Annotated in this window: 17 protein-coding genes, 1 tRNA gene and 1 pseudogene; 8 read left to right on the plus strand and 11 right to left on the minus strand. The window is 72.6% G+C overall.

Features of this window, described 5'->3' with window-relative positions; all coding sequences use genetic code 11:
- Nucleotides 1-44: 44 nt before the first annotated feature.
- From ASF17_RS12675 to ASF17_RS12690, 4 genes are all read right to left on the minus strand, one after another.
- Nucleotides 45-659 (minus strand): hypothetical protein, encoded by a 615-nt coding sequence (locus ASF17_RS12675; RefSeq protein ID WP_055800391.1) that lies wholly within the window; start codon nucleotides 657-659, stop codon nucleotides 45-47.
- On the minus strand, nucleotides 656-2,290 hold the full coding sequence (locus tag ASF17_RS12680; protein ID WP_055800394.1) for a DNA repair helicase XPB: 1,635 nt from the start codon (nucleotides 2,288-2,290) through the stop codon (nucleotides 656-658). Before ASF17_RS12680 ends, ASF17_RS12675 begins: the two co-directional genes overlap by 4 nt.
- 101 nt (nucleotides 2,291-2,391) lie before the next feature.
- Complete coding sequence (locus ASF17_RS12685; RefSeq protein ID WP_055800396.1) at nucleotides 2,392-4,257, minus strand: helicase-associated domain-containing protein; 1,866 nt, start codon at nucleotides 4,255-4,257, stop codon at nucleotides 2,392-2,394.
- A gap of 40 nt (nucleotides 4,258-4,297) precedes the next feature.
- On the minus strand, nucleotides 4,298-4,576 hold the full coding sequence (locus tag ASF17_RS12690; RefSeq protein ID WP_156357422.1) for a multidrug ABC transporter ATPase: 279 nt from the start codon (nucleotides 4,574-4,576) through the stop codon (nucleotides 4,298-4,300).
- Between the two features lie 83 nt (nucleotides 4,577-4,659).
- Here ASF17_RS12690 and ASF17_RS12695 point away from each other — a divergent pair, with 83 nt between their 5' ends.
- Complete coding sequence (locus tag ASF17_RS12695) at nucleotides 4,660-5,037, plus strand: cold-shock protein (protein ID WP_055800403.1); 378 nt, start codon at nucleotides 4,660-4,662, stop codon at nucleotides 5,035-5,037.
- Complete coding sequence (locus tag ASF17_RS12700; RefSeq protein ID WP_055800406.1) at nucleotides 5,030-5,668, plus strand: DUF3027 domain-containing protein; 639 nt, start codon at nucleotides 5,030-5,032, stop codon at nucleotides 5,666-5,668. The genes ASF17_RS12695 and ASF17_RS12700 overlap by 8 nt, the downstream gene beginning before the upstream one ends.
- 100 nt (nucleotides 5,669-5,768) lie before the next feature.
- Here ASF17_RS12700 and serC read toward each other — a convergent pair whose 3' ends face one another.
- Nucleotides 5,769-6,887: a phosphoserine transaminase gene (serC, locus tag ASF17_RS12705; RefSeq protein WP_055800408.1), complete on the minus strand. Its 1,119-nt coding sequence runs from the start codon at nucleotides 6,885-6,887 to the stop codon at nucleotides 5,769-5,771.
- 87 nt (nucleotides 6,888-6,974) lie between these two features.
- On the opposite strand from serC, the gene ASF17_RS12710 reads away from it, so the two are divergent.
- The 4 genes from ASF17_RS12710 to ASF17_RS12725 all read left to right on the plus strand — a co-directional run bounded on the left by ASF17_RS12710 (nucleotide 6,975) and on the right by ASF17_RS12725 (nucleotide 9,785).
- A complete protein-coding gene (locus tag ASF17_RS12710; RefSeq protein ID WP_055800411.1) occupies nucleotides 6,975-7,667 on the plus strand; it encodes a metal-dependent transcriptional regulator in 693 nt (230 codons plus the stop codon).
- Between the two features lie 228 nt (nucleotides 7,668-7,895).
- A complete protein-coding gene (locus ASF17_RS12715; RefSeq protein ID WP_156357423.1) occupies nucleotides 7,896-8,813 on the plus strand; it encodes a C40 family peptidase in 918 nt (305 codons plus the stop codon).
- A gap of 336 nt (nucleotides 8,814-9,149) precedes the next feature.
- On the plus strand, nucleotides 9,150-9,644 hold the full coding sequence (locus tag ASF17_RS12720) for an HNH endonuclease (RefSeq protein ID WP_055800417.1): 495 nt from the start codon (nucleotides 9,150-9,152) through the stop codon (nucleotides 9,642-9,644).
- 69 nt (nucleotides 9,645-9,713) lie between these two features.
- Nucleotides 9,714-9,785: transfer RNA gene (locus tag ASF17_RS12725), tRNA-Arg, on the plus strand.
- Nucleotides 9,786-9,962: 177 nt separating this feature from the next.
- Here ASF17_RS12725 and ASF17_RS12730 read toward each other — a convergent pair.
- Nucleotides 9,963-11,306, minus strand: coding sequence for an APC family permease (locus ASF17_RS12730; protein ID WP_055800421.1), 1,344 nt, complete (start codon nucleotides 11,304-11,306; stop codon nucleotides 9,963-9,965).
- Between the two features lie 216 nt (nucleotides 11,307-11,522).
- Here ASF17_RS12730 and ASF17_RS12735 point away from each other — a divergent pair, with 216 nt between their 5' ends.
- Together ASF17_RS12735 and ASF17_RS12740 are read left to right on the plus strand one after the other, a co-directional pair.
- Entirely contained in the window at nucleotides 11,523-12,032 is a 510-nt protein-coding gene (locus ASF17_RS12735; protein ID WP_268761077.1) for a fluoride efflux transporter FluC, read from the plus strand.
- On the plus strand, nucleotides 12,029-12,430 hold the full coding sequence (locus ASF17_RS12740) for a fluoride efflux transporter FluC (RefSeq protein WP_055800423.1): 402 nt from the start codon (nucleotides 12,029-12,031) through the stop codon (nucleotides 12,428-12,430). The genes ASF17_RS12735 and ASF17_RS12740 overlap by 4 nt, the downstream gene beginning before the upstream one ends.
- Before the next feature lie 18 nt (nucleotides 12,431-12,448).
- On the opposite strand, the gene ASF17_RS16035 is transcribed toward ASF17_RS12740, so the two are convergent.
- The 5 genes and pseudogenes from ASF17_RS16035 to ASF17_RS12760 all read right to left on the minus strand — a co-directional run bounded on the left by ASF17_RS16035 (nucleotide 12,449) and on the right by ASF17_RS12760 (nucleotide 16,738).
- The gene (locus ASF17_RS16035) at nucleotides 12,449-13,684 is read right to left on the minus strand and encodes a sulfate/molybdate ABC transporter ATP-binding protein (protein ID WP_235476625.1); all 1,236 of its coding nucleotides are present in this window, start codon (nucleotides 13,682-13,684) and stop codon (nucleotides 12,449-12,451) included.
- Nucleotides 13,664-14,431: pseudogene (locus ASF17_RS16040) on the minus strand (ABC transporter permease); the annotation flags it as partial. The gene ASF17_RS16035 and the pseudogene ASF17_RS16040, both read right to left, overlap by 21 nt.
- A gap of 103 nt (nucleotides 14,432-14,534) precedes the next feature.
- Nucleotides 14,535-15,413: a molybdate ABC transporter substrate-binding protein gene (modA, locus tag ASF17_RS12750; RefSeq protein WP_082475339.1), complete on the minus strand. Its 879-nt coding sequence runs from the start codon at nucleotides 15,411-15,413 to the stop codon at nucleotides 14,535-14,537.
- On the minus strand, nucleotides 15,410-15,820 hold the full coding sequence (locus ASF17_RS12755; protein ID WP_055800430.1) for a TOBE domain-containing protein: 411 nt from the start codon (nucleotides 15,818-15,820) through the stop codon (nucleotides 15,410-15,412). The genes modA and ASF17_RS12755 overlap by 4 nt, the downstream gene beginning before the upstream one ends.
- 297 nt (nucleotides 15,821-16,117) lie before the next feature.
- Entirely contained in the window at nucleotides 16,118-16,738 is a 621-nt protein-coding gene (locus ASF17_RS12760; RefSeq protein WP_235476600.1) for a class F sortase, read from the minus strand.
- Between the last annotated feature and the right edge of the window lie 49 nt (nucleotides 16,739-16,787).

Consider the following 16,787-nt stretch of genomic DNA (forward strand, 5'->3'; position numbering starts at 1 on the left):
TGAGCAGGAGGCACGTCCGCCGTATGCGGACACGGTGTCGGCAGTCAGGAAGCCGAGTCGTCCCATTCGATGTTCGGCACGAGGGCGATGCGGGTCGTCAGCTCGAGCAGCTCGTCGGGCACGGCCAGGGAGAAGTCGACGCCCTCGCGGTGCTCCAGCACGGCCGTGTAGCCGGAGGCGCGGGTGATCTGCCATCCCGGGAACTCCTCGACGGGCGCGGCGACGACCCGCGCCTCCTCGGCGTCGTCGGTGGCGCCGATCGCGGTGAGACCGGCGAAGAGGTGGTCCTTCACGGGCGAGCCGGCGAGGAGGTCGCTGCGATCGAGCACCTCGGGGTCGGGACTCCACGTCACGATGCTGAGCATGGAGCCGGCGTGCAGACCGCCCTGCACCTCGTAGGTCCGCTCGACGGAGACGACGACCGAATCGTCCCAGGGGGCCAGGCGGGCGTTCTGCCCGCGGAACTCGATCGCGTCGTGGTCGAGGGAGGCGACCAGCGGCCCGAACGTCGCGAACGGCGCCTGGTCGGCCGCGAAGACCCGGCGGAGCCCGTCGCGCCAGAGGTCGTCGTCGCCCAGGGGGAGGTCGCCCTGACGGCCGCCCTCGTCGGAGGCGTGCTCGTCGGCACCGGGGTCGCCCGGCTCGAGAGGGCCGCTCATGCGGCGAGGGCGGGGGAGTCGAGGATCGTGTAGCTGTAGCCCTGCTCGGCCAGGAACCGCTGCCGGTTCTGCGCGAAGTCCTGATCGACCGTGTCGCGGCTGACGAGCGTGTAGAACGACGCCGGCAGCCCCGACTTCTTGGGCCGGAGGAGGCGACCGAGACGCTGGGCCTCTTCTTGCCGCGAGCCGAACGAGCCGCTGACCTGGATGGCCACGGTCGCCTCGGGCAGGTCGACCGAGAAGTTCGCGACCTTCGAGACGACGAGCACCTTCACCTCGCCGTCACGGAACGCCTGGTAGAGACGCTCGCGCTCGTCGATGGGGGTCGCGCCCGTGAGGGTCGGTGCATCGAGCGTCTCGGCCAGCTGCTCGAGCTGGTCGAGGTACTGGCCGATCACCAGGATCTGCTCGCCGGAGTGCCGTGCAACGAGGTCGCGCACGACCCCGAGCTTGGCCGGGGCGGTCGCCGCGAGACGGTACCGCTCGTCGTCGGGGGCGGCGGCGTACTCGAGCCGCGCCTCCTGGGGCAGATCGACCCGCACCTCGTAGCAGGAGGCCGGCGAGATGTAGCCCTGCGCCTCGATCTCCTTCCACGGAGCGTCGAACCGCTTGGGCCCGATGAGGCTGAAGACGTCGCTCTCGCGGCCGTCCTCTCGCACGAGGGTCGCCGTCAGGCCGAGTCGGCGGCGGGCCTGCAGCTCGGCCGTCAGCTTGAAGACCGGAGCGGGGAGGAGGTGCACCTCGTCGTAGACCACCAGGCCCCAGTCGAGCGCGTCGAGCAGCGACAGGTGCGTGTACTTGCCCCCGCGCCGAGCGGTCAGGATCTGGTACGTCGCGATGGTGACGGGCTTGACCTCCTTCACCGAGCCGGAGTACTCGCCGATCTCGTCCTCCGTCAGCGTCGTCCGCTTGAGGAGCTCGTCGCGCCACTGCCTCGCCGAGACGGTGTTCGTCACGAGGATGAGGGTGGTCGTCCCGGCCGCCGCCATCGCGCCCGCGCCGACCAGGGTCTTGCCGGCGCCGCAGGGGAGCACGACGACGCCCGAGCCGCCGTCGAAGAAGTTGTCGATGGCCTTCTGCTGGTAGTCGCGGAGGTGCCAGTCGCTCTCGTCGAGTCCGATCTCGTGCGGCGTGCCCGGGGTGTAGCCCGCGTGGTCCTCCGCCGGCCAGCCGAGCTTCACGAGCTGCTGCTTGACCTCGCCGCGCGCCCACGGCAGGAGCTCCCACACCGTGTCGCTGCGACGGACGCCGAGCAGCTCGCCGATCTTCTTCACGCGCGTGACCTCGCGCAGCACGGTGTCGTCGGTGCCGCGCAGCACGAGGGTGTCGCCGTCGCGCTCGATGACGATGCGGCCGTAGCGCGCGACCGTCTCGGCGATGTCGACGGTGACGCTCTGAGGCACGGGGAACTTCGAGTACGTCTCGAGGGTGCCCAGCATGTCGTCGGCGGTGTGACCCGCGGCACGGGCGTTCCACAGGCCGAGCCGGGTGATGCGGTAGGTGTGCACGTGCTCGGGCGCCCGCTCGAGCTCGGCGAAGACCGAGAGATCGTGACGCGCGTCTTCGGCCTGGGGGTGCGCGACCTCGAGCAGGACGGTGCGATCGCTCTGGACGATCAGGGGGCCGGTCATGAGGGTCGAGTCTAGGCGCGCCTCCTGCGGTCGTTGTCAGGTGGGCCGGTGCCGCCCCGCGACGCCCGGGTCGGCGCGAGCCGGACACCGCGGCGCCCGGGTCAGCGCGAGCTGGACACCGCGACGACGTGCGACAGCGGCAGCGTGCGCTCGACGTCGGACTTCTTGTCGCGACCGCGCAGACGCCCGCCGCCGACGCCCGTGGGCTCCATGTCGAGGGTCGAAGTGGAGCCGTCGGGCTGCGCGATCGTCAGGGTGACCGTCAAGCGGCCCTTGACCGCGGCGTCCAGCTGACGGGCGATCCACGCCCGGTCGGTGGACTCGTCGCTGCCCTCGCTGTCGGAGGTCAGACGCTCGACCATCTCGCGGAGTTGATCGCGCGCCGGGACCGGAACGGGACGACGGGGGCGACGCCGCAGCGGCGGCGTCACCGACGAACCCGAGTCGTCGAGGACGACGACGGGGTACCGCTCGTCGCCCAGCGCCCAGAACACGGTGTCGCGCTCGAAGCGGCTGGCGATGCGGAGGCCGTCGATCCGTCGGAGCGCCAGCGGAGCCAGGGCGTGGTCGACCTCGAGCGTGTCGATGCTCGTGTGATCGTCGGCCTCGACGAGGGTGAGGGCGTCGCCGGGGAAGCCCGGGGCGCCCGGTTCGATGCTCGAGACGCGGAACCTCCCGTGGCGCTCGGCGGACTGCTGCACGAGGTAGTCGAGCGGCTGGGGGATGCCGGTCGCCGAGATGCCCGACAGGAACTCGCGGAGGCTGTCCGCCGTCTCGCCGGCGCTCAGCGCCCGCTGCACGCCCCCCTCGGTGATGCGGTACGTCGCCGCGAGCCCGGCGCTCTCGACGTCGGCGATCACCCGGAGGCGCGCATCGAGCGCCGGAGCGAGCGGGCCGGGCGACACCACGGTGAGGTCGTGCTGGAGGTAGACCTGCTCGACGGCGTCGGGCAGCAGATCGGCCACACGGGCCCGCGCCGCGGCCGGGCCCTCGTGGAACAGCGCGAGCGCCGCCGAGGTGGGGACCCCGCCGGAGCTCAGCCCGAGCAGCTCGGCCGACCGCGAGAAGGCGGCGAGGCGCTCGGGCACCCAGGCCGCCCCCGCCGGGTAGGCCCAGAGCGTGTACTCGCGGAGCGGCTCGCCCCACGACGTCTCGACCCGCTGCCGCAGCACGGCGACGATCTCGGGCGGGAGCGAGTCCACCCACGAGCGGGTCAGGGCCTCCCAGCGATCGGGCCACGACGACGCCAGCCAGTCGGACGAATCGTCGGTGACGACCCACCCGTCCGGGCTCGTCCGCGCGAGCCCGGCGCGGGTCGTGATGCCGAGCAGGGTGGCGACGTCGTCGGCCTCGACCCGCGCGGCCTCGGCGAGACGGCGTGCCTCGGGCAGCGCCAGGCCGCCCTTGGCCAGCTCGCGGGCCGGTGACAGCTCGAGCGCCCGGAGGATCTCGGCGACCTCGATCACGACGGCGTAGAGACGCTCGGCGGAGCGGGCGTCGACGGCCTCGCGGTCGATCTCGGCGACCGCCTCGAGCACCACCGGCGGGCGCTCGTCGGCCAGACGGTCGGCCGAGAGCAGGGGATCGTCGTCGAGACGCTCGCCGACGGCGTCGGGGGTGGCGACGACGCGGTCGGAGCCGTCGCCCGACGGGACGAGCAGGAAGAGATCGACCAGGTGGTCGATCGCCGCGTCGACGGGAGACAGGGCGTCGTCGTCGGAGTCGGCGAGTCGATCGGCGAGGGTCGTCGCGTCGGCGGGGACGCGGGCGGACTGGAGGACCCGCAGCTCGGTGCGGTCGAGCCGCGACAGGACGTCTCGGACGGACGCCGGCTCGAGCAGGACGTCGGCCAGGTCGAACGCGTCGTGGACCGACGCGGGGCGGAGCTGCCGCGCCGCGAGGCGACGGAGCAGATCGTCCGCCGGGGCGCCGCGGAGCACGCCCGCGAGATCGAGTGCACTGGTCATTGGGGTCGACCTCCGAAGATTGCGCAGCCGGGTGCTGCGTCTACCGTGTGGTGCCCCGGTTCTCTCGCACCCGTCGAGCGCCACTGGCGACGACGTACGCGATGATCAGCAGCATGGCCAGCGGGAGGCCGATGAGCGGCAGGACGCTGACCGCCGGCCAGATCCCCGTCGTGTAGTCGGAGACCCCGGCGACGGAGCCCATCAACCGCACGACGAAGGCGACGATCGACAGCACGACGATCGCCGCGATCATGAAGATCAGCACGCGTTCAGTACGATGGACGCTCGTCGGCGCGCTCTTGTCGGTCTTCTCAGCCACCTGCACAGGATAGCGGGGGCGCGCCTCGACCTCTCGCTCTAAGCTGAGGTCGCTCTCACCCCACCTCTTCTAGGAGTCAAGTCATGCCCACCGGCAAGGTCAAGTTCTACGACGACGAGAAGGGCTTCGGCTTCATCACCAGCGATGACGGCCACGAGGTCTTCCTCCACGCGTCGGCCCTGCCCGCCGGCACCGTGGGTGTCAAAGCGGGGACCCGTCTCGAGTTCGGCATCGCCGACGGCAAGCGCGGCGCCCAGGCGCTCTCGGTGCGCGTGCTCGAGGCCGCCCCGAGCCTCGCGAAGATGAGCCGCCGGTCCGCCGACGACATGGCCGTCATCGTCGAGGACCTCGTGAAGGTGCTCGACAAGGCCGGCGGAGACCTCCGTCATGGTCGCTACCCGCAGAACGGCGCTCGCATCGCCGTCCTCCTCCGGACCGTCGCCGACTCGTTCGATGCCTGACGCCGTGACCACCCCCTGGTCCGACCTCGCCCGTCGCGCCCTGCTCGAGATCACCCCCGACGAGACCGTCGGCGCCGAGGCTCCCGCGGTCGAGGACGAGCCCGGCGTCACCTCCGTGCGCTTCGCCACCCTGCTGCCCGGATACCCCGGCTGGTTCTGGACGGTCAGCGTCGCGCACCTCGAGGGCGAGGAGCCCTCGGTGCTCGAGGCCGAGCTGCTTCCCGGCGACAGCGCGCTCATCGCACCCGACTGGGTGCCGTGGGCCGATCGCCTCGCCGAGATGCAGGCCCAGGAGGCGCGCGAGGGTGCCGAGGGCGACGACGACTCGGACGATGACGACGACTCCGACGATCACGACGACGAGTCGGACGACGACGACGATGACGAGTCCGACGACGACGAGTCGGACGGCCCGGACGACGAGGCGCCTCACGGCAGCATCGTCCACGGGGGCGACGTCGACGGGGTCGACATCGACGACCTGGACGTCTCGGACGAGGACGAGTCGGACGACGACGAGTCGGGCGACGACGAGTCCGACGACGAGGACGGCTCGGACGACGAGGAGCCCCAGGGCGGCGCATCGCGCGGCGAGGGCTCCGGCAGGCCGCGGAGGCGTCGGCGACGGTAGACGGTCCCGGGGGCGTTCACCGCGCCTCCTCGGCATCCGACCGGTGCCGGACGACGAAGACCCCCGTGCGGAACACGGGGGTCTTCGTCGTCGAGGGGCGTCAGGCGGACAGGGCGCCGACCACGTGGTCGATGGAGCGGATCAGCTGACGCACGTCGTCGGGCTCGATGGCCGCGAAGGTGGCGACCCGCAGCTGGTTGCGACCCAGCTTGCGGTAGGGCTCGGTGTCGACGATGCCGTTCTGGCGCAGGATCTTCGCGACGGCCGCGGCGTCGATCGACTGGGCGAAGTCGATGGTGGCGACGACCTGCGAGCGGTGCGACGGGTCGACGACGAACGGCGTCGCGTACTCCGACGCGGTCGCCCAGTCGTAGAGGGCCGACGACGACTCGCGCGTGCGGGCGTCCATGCCGGCGAGGCCGCCGTTGTCGAGCATCCAGCGGGTCTGGTCTTCGAGGAGCAGCAGGGTGGTGAGGGCCGGGGTGTTCAGCGTCTGGTTCAGGCGCGAGTTGTCGACCGCGTTCTTGAGGCTGAGGAACTCGGGGATGTACCGGCCGCTCGCGGCGATGCGCTCGACGCGCTCGATCGCCGCGGGGGAGAGGAGGGCGAGCCAGAGGCCGCCGTCGCTCGCGAAGTTCTTCTGCGGGGCGAAGTAGTAGACGTCGGCCTGCGCGGCGTCGAAGTCGATGCCGCCCGCGGCGCTCGTGGCGTCGACGACGGTCAGGGCGCCCGGGTCGCCGACGACACGGGTGACGGGGGCCATCACGCCGGTGGAGGTCTCGTTGTGCGGCCAGGCGTAGACGTCGACGCCCTCGAGCACCTCGACCTCGGCCAGGGCGCCGCCCTCGGCGGTGATCACGTGGGGGGACTCGAGCCACGGGGCCGCGTTCGCCTTGGCGAACTTCGAGCCGAACTCGCCGAACGAGAGGTTCTCGGCGCGCTTCTCGACGAGACCGAAGGCCGCGGCGTCCCAGAAGGCGGTCGAGCCGCCGTTGCCGAGCACGACCTCGTAGCCGTCGGGGATGCGGAAGAGCTCGCCGAGATCGGCGCGGACCCGGCCGACCAGGTCTTTGACCGGGGCCTGGCGGTGCGAGGTGCCGAGGAGGGACGCCCCCGACGTGACGAGGTGCTCGAGCTGCGCGCCGCGGATCTTCGACGGCCCGCAGCCGAATCGACCGTCGGTGGGCAGGAGGTCAGTGGGAATCGAGATGTCCGCCATGGGTCGATCCTAGTGAGGCGGCGGAGGCCGCATCGTGCAGCGACTAGGCTGACGGGGTAGTCCACGCGTTCCACCGGGAGGCCCCTGTTGACCGATCTCGTCGACACGACAGAGATGTACCTGCGCACGATCCTCGACCTCGAAGAAGAGAACATCGTGCCGCTGCGTGCGCGCATCTCCGAGCGACTCGGCCACTCCGGTCCGACCGTCTCGCAGACGATCGCCCGCATGGAGCGCGACGGTCTCGTCGTCGTCTCCGGTGACCGCCACCTCGAGCTGACGCACGACGGTCGCAGCAAGGCGACTCACGTGATGCGCAAGCACCGTCTCGCCGAGCGCCTCCTCGCCGACGTCATCGGCCTCGACTGGGCGTACGTCCACGACGAGGCCTGCCGGTGGGAGCACGTGATGAGCGAGCAGGTCGAGCGTCGCCTGCTCGAGATGCTCGACCACCCGACCGAGTCGCCCTACGGCAACCCCATCCCCGGGCTCGACGAGCTCGGCGACTCGCCCGCAGGGCGGTTCCTCGACGGCGTCGTCAACCTCGTGCAGGTCGTCGCCGAGAACGCCGAGGGCGTCACCCGGCCGATCCGCCGCCTGGCGGAGCCCGTGCAGTTCGAGCCCGAGCTGCTCCAGCAGCTGCAGAACGCCGGCGTCACCCCCGGTGGCGTGGCCACCGTCACCTCCGCGGGCTCGTACGTCTTCGTGCAGGTGGAGGGTCATGACGAGGGGCTCGAGCTGCCCAACGAGGTCGCGCAGCACATCTACGTGTCGAGCTGATCCCCAGCCTGCGGTCAGCTGGTTATCAATTCGTTACAAATATCCGTCTCGAGGATGATTCGGGGCCTTGTTTCGCGTAAGGTCGCAGAGTCCCGCGGCCAGGAAGCCGGTGGCGGGATCCCCGGCACGACGTCTCTCCACTCCCGTCTCGTGCCCTGAGTCGTTGATCCTGACGAATGGACGGGGGCAGTGACCCTAGCGCTGCCGAGACGCCGGAGAACCACCCTCTTGACCCAGCCTGTTCCCGCCCGACACGAGAACGAGCAGCCGAAGACCGCTGCCCTCCGCACCCCCGCCGACCTCCCCACGCGCTCCTCCCTCCGCCGGGCCGCCGCGGCACCGGCTCCGCGCCGCCGCACGAGCGCTCGCCGGACCGCCGTCTCGGTGACGGTGATGACGCTCACGGCAGGCCTGTTCGGCACGTTGGCCCTCCCCGCCTTCGCCCAGACGCCCGGAGCGAACGAGGCCGCCGGCGTCTCGTCGGAGTCCGCCGCGACGGCCGCCCTCGCCACCTCGCGGACCGCCGACGCGCAGACCATCTCCGTCGCCGACGACGTCACCGCAGCCGACGCCGGCCGCGACGGCTACACGGCGACCTCGCAGGCGACGCTCGATCAGGCGGCCGCAGCGGCCGCCGAGGCCGTGCAGCGCGAGCAGGAGCGTGCCGAGCTCGCCGAGCAGGCCGCGAGCTACACCGGGCCCACCGCCTCCGAGTACGTCGCGACCGCGACCGAGGCCACGTCGTCGACGTCGGCCGCGGCAGCCGCCGCTCCGGCCGCCGGTGCCGCGACCCCCGGGGCCTTCAGCCTCGACGCCGTCTACCAGACGGCCCTGCAGTACCTCGGCACCCCCTACGTCTACGGCGGCGCCACGCCCGCCGGGTTCGACTGCTCGGGCTTCATCATGTTCGTCTACGCCCAGTACGGCATCTCTCTGCCGCACTCGGTGCCCGCCCAGGGGGCGCTCGGCACGCCGATCTCGGCCGCCGAGGCCCAGCCCGGCGACGTCATCATCTTCAACGACGGCTCGCACGACGGCTTCTACGCGGGGAACGGGATGATCCTCGACGCGCCGAAGCCCGGCGGCGTCGTCAGCGTGCGGCCGCTGTGGACGGACGCCGTGCACTACGTGCGGTTCGGGGTCTGACGACCCGCGCCTCCTCGGCTGAAGTCTTCGCGCGGGCCGTCGTCTGAACAGGCTGTGAAGAGCCGCCGTGGGTCTTGGCACGGCGGCTCTCCGGGGTTAACCTGGCGATCTCGGAGTACCGCTGAGACCAGGAGAGTCACATGCCTCGCACGACCGCCGCTCGCACCATGGGTGCGCGGACGCACGAGCACATACGACACCCCGCCGACCGATAGAGCACTGCCCTGAGGGGCGGTGCTTTTTTCGTGCGGCGAGTCCCTCCTCCCGGCCCGCGCCGGTGGCTGCGAGACGCATCGAATCCCTGGAAGCCGTCCAGGGTGCTTCGAAAGGGACAGCATGCGCACTCTCGTTCTCAACGCCGGCTTCGAACCGCTGGCCGTGGTGTCCGATCGGCGGGCCCTCGTGCTCGTCATGACCCAGAAGGCGACCATCGTGTCGGCCGACGCCCGGCATCCGGTGCTCGCGGCCCGCGCCTCGTACGACCGGCCGTCGGTGATCGTGCTGACCCGGTACGTGAGGATCCCGCACGGGCGGACGATCCCCGTCTCGCGCCGAGGGGTGCTGCGGCGCGACGCCCACCACTGCGCCTACTGCGGACGCGGCGCGACCACGATCGACCACGTGCAGCCGCGGTCGCGCGGCGGCGCCGACAGCTGGGAGAACCTCGTCGCCTGCTGCCTCAAGTGCAACAACCTCAAGAGCGACCGGACGCCCGCCGAGATGGGATGGTCGCTGCGGTGGACGCCCAAGGCGCCGCACGGGGTCGGCTGGGTCGTCCGCGGGGTCGAGCGGCCGCAGGCGGAATGGGACGAGTTCCTGGCCGCCGCCTAGGGTGCGGCCACGGGCACCTCGATCGCACCGGACGGGGGGAGGCGCGGGTTCGGTAGACTCGGCGGGTCAGCCTCTGTAGCTCAATGGAAGAGCAGTTCCGTCCTAAGGAAAGGGTTGGGGGTTCGAGTCCCTCCAGGGGCACCCCGACGACGCTTCGCGTCGACCTGCCCCTGAAGGGACTCGAACCCCCGCGGCCCCGCGCTTCTCGTGCCCGTCCAGGGGCACCCCGACGACGCTTCGCGTCGACCTGCCCCTGAAGGGACCCGAACCCCCGCGGCCACGCGCTTCGCGCGCTCGACTCGGGCGTGGGGCGGCGGGTCAGCCGGCGGCGGGTGCCTTCGAGCGGAGGCGCGCCACGAAGAACAGCACGGCGCCCGCGGCGAGCAGGATGCCTCCGAAGAGCCAGACCTGGCCGCTCTGCTGCGTCAACAGCAGCACGCACGAGGCCACACCGAGCACCGGCACGGCCGTCCACACCCGGAAGTGCTCGTGCTCCACCTTGTCGCGACGCAGCACGAGCACCGCCACGTTCGTGCTGATGAACACGAAGAGCAGCAGCAGCACGACGGTCTCGGCGAGCGTGCCGATGTCGCCGATCAACGTCAGCCCCATCGCGACGGCCGTCGTCACGAGGATCGCCGCCCACGGAGTCTTGCGGCGAGGCAGCACGGCCCCGAGCGCGCGGGGCAGCAGCCCCTGCTCGGCCATGCCGAACGTGACGCGGCTCGCCATGATCATCGTCAGCAGGGCGCCGTTCGCGACCGCGACCAGGGCGATCAGGCTGAAGACCCACTCGGGGATCCCGACACCCGAGGCCGAGACGACGGCGAGCAGCGGTCCGGTCGAGTCGGACAGCTCCGACGCGGGGAGGGCGATCGAGCTCGCGAGCCCCACGAGCACGTAGACGACACCGGCCGTGATCAGCGAGGCGAAGAGGGCGCGAGGGTAGACGCGCGACGGATCACGCACCTCCTCGGCGATGTTGGCGCTCGTCTCGAAGCCGACGAACGAGTAGTACGCGATGATCGCTGCACCCAGCGTCGCGATCGCGGGGTTCACGTCGACGGGGAACTCGCCGATCCGGCTGACGTCGCCGCCCCCGCCGCCGAGCATCATCGCCACGACGGCGATCACGACGACGAGGCCCGAGACCTCGATCACCGTCATGACGACGTTGCCCTTGAGCGACTCGCTGATGCCCCGCGCGTTCAGGCAGGCCACCAGGGCGAGGAACGCGATCGCCGTCGGCACCGGCGGCAGGTCGATGAACGTGCCGAGGTAGTCGCCCGCGAAGGCCAGCGAGAGACCGGCTGCGCTCGTCACCCCGGCGGCGAGCATGCTGAACCCGACCAGGAACGAGATGATCGGCTGACGGAAGGCGCGCTCGGCGAAGATCGCCGCGCCTCCTGCCTTCGGGTACTTCGTGACCAGCTCGGCGTACGAACCGGCCGTCAGCAGCGCCAGCAGCAGCGCGAGCAGCAACGGCGCCCAGAGCGCCCCGCCGACCTCGGCCGACAGCGTGCCCATCAGCGCGTAGATCCCCGCACCGAGCACGTCGCCGAGGATGAACAGGTACAGCAGCGGCCCGGTGATCGCCTGCTTCAGCTTCGACGGCGAGCGGTCGGACGGCGCGGGGGCGCTGGTGGGGGCGGGCGTGCTCATGGGTCTCCTCGAGGTCTGGTGCATCGGTCAGTCAATGCGGAAACGGCCGCGGAGGCGCGGGTCCGCTCCCTGAGGCCGCAAGGGGTTGACAACGGGGGTGCGCTTCTGGTGAGGGGTCGGCACGGTTTCGGAGCCGGAGGCGGAGCCCGGGCCGGACGCGGGTACCCTCGGCGAGGCGCGTATCGGCGCGCGATCGACGGAGGACGAGGAGGCGCGGTGACCGACGACCCGGCATCCCACCCTCGCGAAGGCCACCGCTCACGGCCCTCCGCCACCCGGCCCCTGCACCTGCGATGGAGCTCGCTCGGGCTCGTCGCGCTCGGCGGCATGGTGGGGACCGCGCTGCGCGAGGGGCTGGCGCTGACGTTCGCCGCGCCTCCCGGGGGGTTCCCCGTCGCGATCCTGGTCATCAACCTCGTCGGGTCGTTCGCGTTGGGTCTGCTGCTCGAGTCGCTGGTGCGCCGGGGCTCGGACGAGGGGCGGCGGCGGATGGCGCGGCTGCTCGTCGGCACGGGGCTGATCGGCGGTTTCACCACGTACAGCGCCTTCGCGGTCGACGTGGGGCTGCTCGGATCGGGCGGCGGCCTCGTGATCGCATTCGCCTACGCCGTGTCGTCGGTGGTGCTCGGGACCCTCGCCGCCGGGGCCGGCATCGCCCTGGCCGGACGCATGCGCCGACGCGTCGACCGCCGCCCGCCTCGACACGGGCGGGGAGGCGCGGCATGACCGGCCCGCTCGTCTTCGTCGCCATCGCGCTCGCGGGCGGGGTGGGCGCGGCGCTGCGCCTCGTCGTCGACGGGATGGTGCGGTCGGCGATCGCGGCGCGGACGCGGGCCGACTCGACGGCGCGACGCCTGCCGGTCGGCACCGCGCTCATCAACGTGACGGGGTCGTTCGCCCTCGGGCTGCTGGCCGGGCTGGCGTCGACGAGCGGGGTCTCGCACGAGGTGCTGCTCGTCGCGGGCGGAGGACTGATCGGCGGGTACACGACGTTCAGCACGGCGAGCGTCGAGACCGCCCGACTGCTGGCGGAGGGGCGCCGCGGCGCCGGCGTGCTGAACGTCGTCGGCGTGCTGGTGCTGTCGGTCGGGGCCGCCGTGCTCGGGGTGGCGCTCGGCGGCTGAGCCCGTGGGGGCGGGCGCTCAGCGGCGCTCGGCGGGGTAGACCTCGGCGGCGGCGCGGTCGAACGAGAACCAGACGGGGCGCCCGACGTGGTCGTCGAGCTCCGCGGCCCGCCTCGGACCGAGGTCGGCCGACAGCAGCGCGCCCCGCACCCGGACGACGTCGCCGCGCGGTTCGAGGTCGAGCAGCTCGCCGCGGACGCATTCTCGCGAGGGGTCGTCGGGCCGATCGAACGACACGGTGACCAGCGCAGGAGGCACGGCGAACGACACGGCGCCTCCTTCCGTCATGAGGAGGTCGGCTCCTGGGCCGGTGCCGACGCCGAGGCGGGTGTCGGCGTCGACGCGCACCGCGCCCCGGTCGACGACCCCGGTGACGAGGTTGACGCCGGCGAGACGCGCGGCGAAGCGCGTGCGCGGACGGTCGAAGACCTCGGTCGGCGTCCCCTCGTCGACGACGCGACCGCCTTCGACGAGGACGACGCGATCCGCGAGCGTGTACGCGTCGAGCGCGTCGTGCGTGACGATCATCACGGTGCGGTCGGCGAGCACGCGCCGCAGGGTCCGCCGCAGAGCGGGCGTCACGACCACGTCGAGCGCCGCCAGGGGCTCGTCGAGCAGCAGGACCCCCGGCTCCGACGCGAGCGCCCGCGCGACGGCGACCCGCTGAGCCTGGCCGCCCGAGAGCTCGCCCGGGTGCCTGCCCGCGAGATCGAGGACCCCCACCTCGTCGAGCCGGCGCCGGGCCGTCCGGCGCGCCTCGTCGGCGGGGCGGCCTGCGCTGCGGGGGCCGAACGCCACGTTCTCGAGCACGGTCAGGTGCGGGAAGAGCAGCGGCTCCTGCGCCAGGAGCGAGACGCCGCGGAGGTGCGGTGCGAGCCACGACGACGCGTCGCCCCGGTCGCGACCCGCCTCGGAGAGCACGGTGCCGTCGAGGGCGATCCGACCCGCGTCGGGTCGGACGAGCCCGGCGACGGCGCCGAGCAGCGTCGACTTGCCCGCGCCGTTCGGGCCGAGCACGGCCACCGTCTCGCCCGGCTCGACGACGAGGCGGAGGTCGACGTCGCGCTCGTCGACCCGGAGGGTCACCTCGAGACGACGCGCAGGCGCGGCGGGCGGGGCGGTGCCCGCCGGAGCGTCATCCGCTCGCGGGCCGTCGTCGGCGCGGCCGGGCGCCTCCGCCGACGGGCGGTCCGTGGGCGCCGCCCCGCGGGTGGGCGCGAACCCGCCGACCCGATGCGCGACCGCGACGATCACGACGGCGACGACGACCAGCACGAGCGAGAGGGCCACGGCGGTGTCGGGGTCGGTCTCGCGCTGCAGGTAGATCTCGAGGGGGAGCGTGCGGGTCGTGCCCTGCAGGCTGCCGGCGAAGGTCAGCGTCGCTCCGAACTCGCCGAGGGCCCGGGCGAACGACAGCACGGCGCCCGAGATGACCGCGGGCAGCACGAGGGGCAGCGTGACGCGGCGCAGCGCGGTCGTCGGTCGAGCGCCGAGGGTCGCGGCCACGACCTCGTACCGCGTGCCGACGGTGCGCAGGGCGCCCTCGAGGCTGAGCACGAGGAACGGCAGGGCGACGAAGGTCTGCGCCAGGACGACCGCCGTCGTCGAGAACGCGATCTCGACGCCGAGCACGTCGAGCACCCCGCCGAGCAGACCCCGCCGGCCGAACGTGTAGAGCAGTGCGATGCCCCCGACGACGGGTGGGAGGACGAGCGGCAGCAGGACGAGTGCCCGCAGCAGCTGCTGCCCGCGGAATCGCGCTCGTGCCAGCACGACGGCCATCGGGACGCCGAAGACGACGCAGAGGACGGTCGCGGCGACGGAGGTGCGGAGGCTGAGGAGGAGGGCCGAGAGCGACGACTCCGACGTGACGAGGGGGATGAAGCGGTGCCAGTCCACCCGCAGCACCATCGCGGCCAGGGGCAGCACCACGAACGCGGCGCCCACGGCGGCCACGATCAGCACACCCGCCGGGATCCCGGTGGCGGGTACGCGGCTCATGGGCGCGCGGCGGACACGACCACGGCTCACCGGGTCGGCTCCCACCCAGCGGCGGCAGGAGACCGGGGGAGGCGACGAGCGGCTGTCGCCGCCTGACGCCTCGTCACGGCGACCCGAAGCCGGCGGCCGAGAGCACCGCCTGGCCGTCGGGACCGGCCACGTAGTCGACGAACGCCTGTGCCGCATCCGAGTCTCGGGAGTCGGTGAGCGCCGCGATCGGGTACGTGTTGACGGCCTCGGCGGACTCGTCGAACGGGACGCCCTCGACGGCGTCACCGGCGGCGGCGATGTCGGTCACGTAGACGAGCCCCGCATCGGCCTGGCCCGAGGTGACCTTGCCGAGCACGTCGGTGACGGAGGACTCCTCGCTGACCGGGGTCAGCGTGACCCCCGCCGCCTTCGTGACGGCGACCGTCGCGGCGCCGCAGGGCACGGCGGGGGCGCAGACGACGATGTTCAGATCGTGGTCGGCGAGATCGGCGAGGTCGCGCACGCCGGCGGGATCGCCCGGAGGCACGGCGATCTCGAGCACGTTCGTCGCGAAGTCGACCGGGTCGCCGTCCGTGAGGCCCGCGTCGACCACCGTGCTCATGTTCTTCGCGTCGGCCGACGCGAAGACGTCGGCGGGCGCACCCTCGACGATCTGCGTGGCGAGATCGGACGAGCCCGCGAGGTTGAGGTCGACCGACACCCCCGGATGCGCCGCCTCGAAGTCGGCGGCCAGGTCGGTGAACGAGCCGGTGAGTGACGCGGCGGCGAAGACCGTGATGCTGCCCGACAGGTCGTCACCGCCCGGTGAGCCCGACGCCGAGGTGGCGCCGTCGTCGGATGCCCCGCACCCGGTCAGCGCGACGACCGTCAGCCCGACGATGCCGAGCACTGCGGCGCGGCGGGTGCGGAGGGAGCGGTGGGTGCGGCGGGTGCGGCGGGGGCGCCCCGAGGGAGCGATATCGCCGCTCGCGTGGGCCGCGGGGAGTCTCATGCGCCCACCGGTCGCTGAGGCGTCTCGACGATCACGGTCGTGGCCTTCACCACGGCCACCGCGACGGAGCCGAGCTCGAGCCCGAGCTCGCGGACGGCCTCGCTGCTCATCAGCGACACGACGCGATGCGGCCCGCACTGGATCTCGACCTGCGCCATGACGGTGTCCATCACGATGTCGGTGACGAGCCCGACGAACCGGTTGCGAGCCGAACGGCCGATGCCCGACGGGTCGTCGGGCAGCACGGCGTTCTCGCGAGCCAGTCGAGCCAGGGCGAGCCCGTCGACGACGGTGCGCGACGAGGCGTCGCGCTCGCCGACGAGGGTGCCGTCGGCGACCCACCGGCGGACGGTGTCGTCGCTGACGCCGAGGAAGGACGCTGCGTCGCGGATCCGTATCTGAGCCATGGAAGCCAGTATAAGTCCGCATCTGCGCTGTGAAGGAGCTCGCCGACCCGCGGAAGGGCGCCGGAGGCGCCTCGAGTCGGTGGTCGGAAGAGGCCCTCGTGGGCGGCGCGAAGGGCGGGAAGCGACCACCGTGCCCCGCAACGCGGTTCGGCCAGGAGTCGAGTGGTCGGAAGATGTCGTCCGTGAGCGGGGGGGGGAAGAGCATCTTCTGACCACTCGAGCGGCGGCGGCGGCAGCGGGGGAGTTGGGCGAAGTGGGGAGGCGGAGGCGCCCGGCCCGACTCCGCCCGGCCCCGGCCTACCGGACGCGCTCGGCGAAGACGACGCGGTTGTCGTCGTAGTGCCCGACGCTCCGGTCGAAGAACCCGCCGCAGGTGATGAGGCGCAGCGAGTCGTCGGCCGTCGCGCCGAAGACCCTGGCCGTGGGGAAGTCCGCCTTGGCGAAGTCCTCGACCTCGGTCACGGCGTAGCGGGCGGGCGCGCCGTCGGCGTCGAGCACCTCGACCTCGTCGCCCACCGCGACCTCCGAGAGTCGCGCGAACACGGCCGGCCCCGTGGTCGAGTCGACGTGCGCCGCGATGACGGTCGGTCCCCTCCCACCGGGGCGACCGCCTCCGGTGAACCAGCCCACGTCGTCGAAGTCCGTCGGGACCTCCATGCGTCCGTCGGCGGCGATGCCGAGGTCGATGAGGGGCTCGTCGAGCTCGATCGACGGAACCGACACCCTGATCGGGGCGACCCCGTCGGCGATCGCCGGCGACGCCACCGGGGTCGGTGCCGCCGACGGTGCGGTGGACCCGGCAGGAGGCGCGCTCGGCTCCGCCGTCGGACCCGACCCCGTCGGGGCGGCGACCTCCGTCGGTGCGGCGGGTGCGCCTCCTGAGTCCGGCGCGCAGCCGGTCAGCACGAGGGCGACCACCGCGGCGGCCGAGACGATCAGGGGCGCGGCCGCCCGGCGGGTGCGACGC

This window comes from Frigoribacterium sp. Leaf263, from assembly GCF_001422285.1.
Lineage (GTDB): Bacteria > Actinomycetota > Actinomycetes > Actinomycetales > Microbacteriaceae > Frigoribacterium.

What these genes read in the sequence shown, in the direction of transcription:
- ASF17_RS12740 (WP_055800423.1), top strand. Translation starts at nt 12,029, where the DNA reads ATGACCGGCCCGCTCGTCTTCGTCGCCATCGCGCTCGCGGGCGGGGTG.
- ASF17_RS12700 (WP_055800406.1), top strand. Translation starts at nt 5,030, where the DNA reads ATGCCTGACGCCGTGACCACCCCCTGGTCCGACCTCGCCCGTCGCGCC.
- modA (WP_082475339.1), bottom strand. Translation starts at nt 15,413, where the DNA reads ATGAGACTCCCCGCGGCCCACGCGAGCGGCGATATCGCTCCCTCGGGG.
- serC (WP_055800408.1), bottom strand. Translation starts at nt 6,887, where the DNA reads ATGGCGGACATCTCGATTCCCACTGACCTCCTGCCCACCGACGGTCGA.
- ASF17_RS12695 (WP_055800403.1), top strand. Translation starts at nt 4,660, where the DNA reads ATGCCCACCGGCAAGGTCAAGTTCTACGACGACGAGAAGGGCTTCGGC.
- ASF17_RS12685 (WP_055800396.1), bottom strand. Translation starts at nt 4,257, where the DNA reads ATGACCAGTGCACTCGATCTCGCGGGCGTGCTCCGCGGCGCCCCGGCG.
- ASF17_RS12720 (WP_055800417.1), top strand. Translation starts at nt 9,150, where the DNA reads ATGCGCACTCTCGTTCTCAACGCCGGCTTCGAACCGCTGGCCGTGGTG.
- ASF17_RS12675 (WP_055800391.1), bottom strand. Translation starts at nt 659, where the DNA reads ATGAGCGGCCCTCTCGAGCCGGGCGACCCCGGTGCCGACGAGCACGCC.
- ASF17_RS12680 (WP_055800394.1), bottom strand. Translation starts at nt 2,290, where the DNA reads ATGACCGGCCCCCTGATCGTCCAGAGCGATCGCACCGTCCTGCTCGAG.
- ASF17_RS12730 (WP_055800421.1), bottom strand. Translation starts at nt 11,306, where the DNA reads ATGAGCACGCCCGCCCCCACCAGCGCCCCCGCGCCGTCCGACCGCTCG.
- ASF17_RS12755 (WP_055800430.1), bottom strand. Translation starts at nt 15,820, where the DNA reads ATGGCTCAGATACGGATCCGCGACGCAGCGTCCTTCCTCGGCGTCAGC.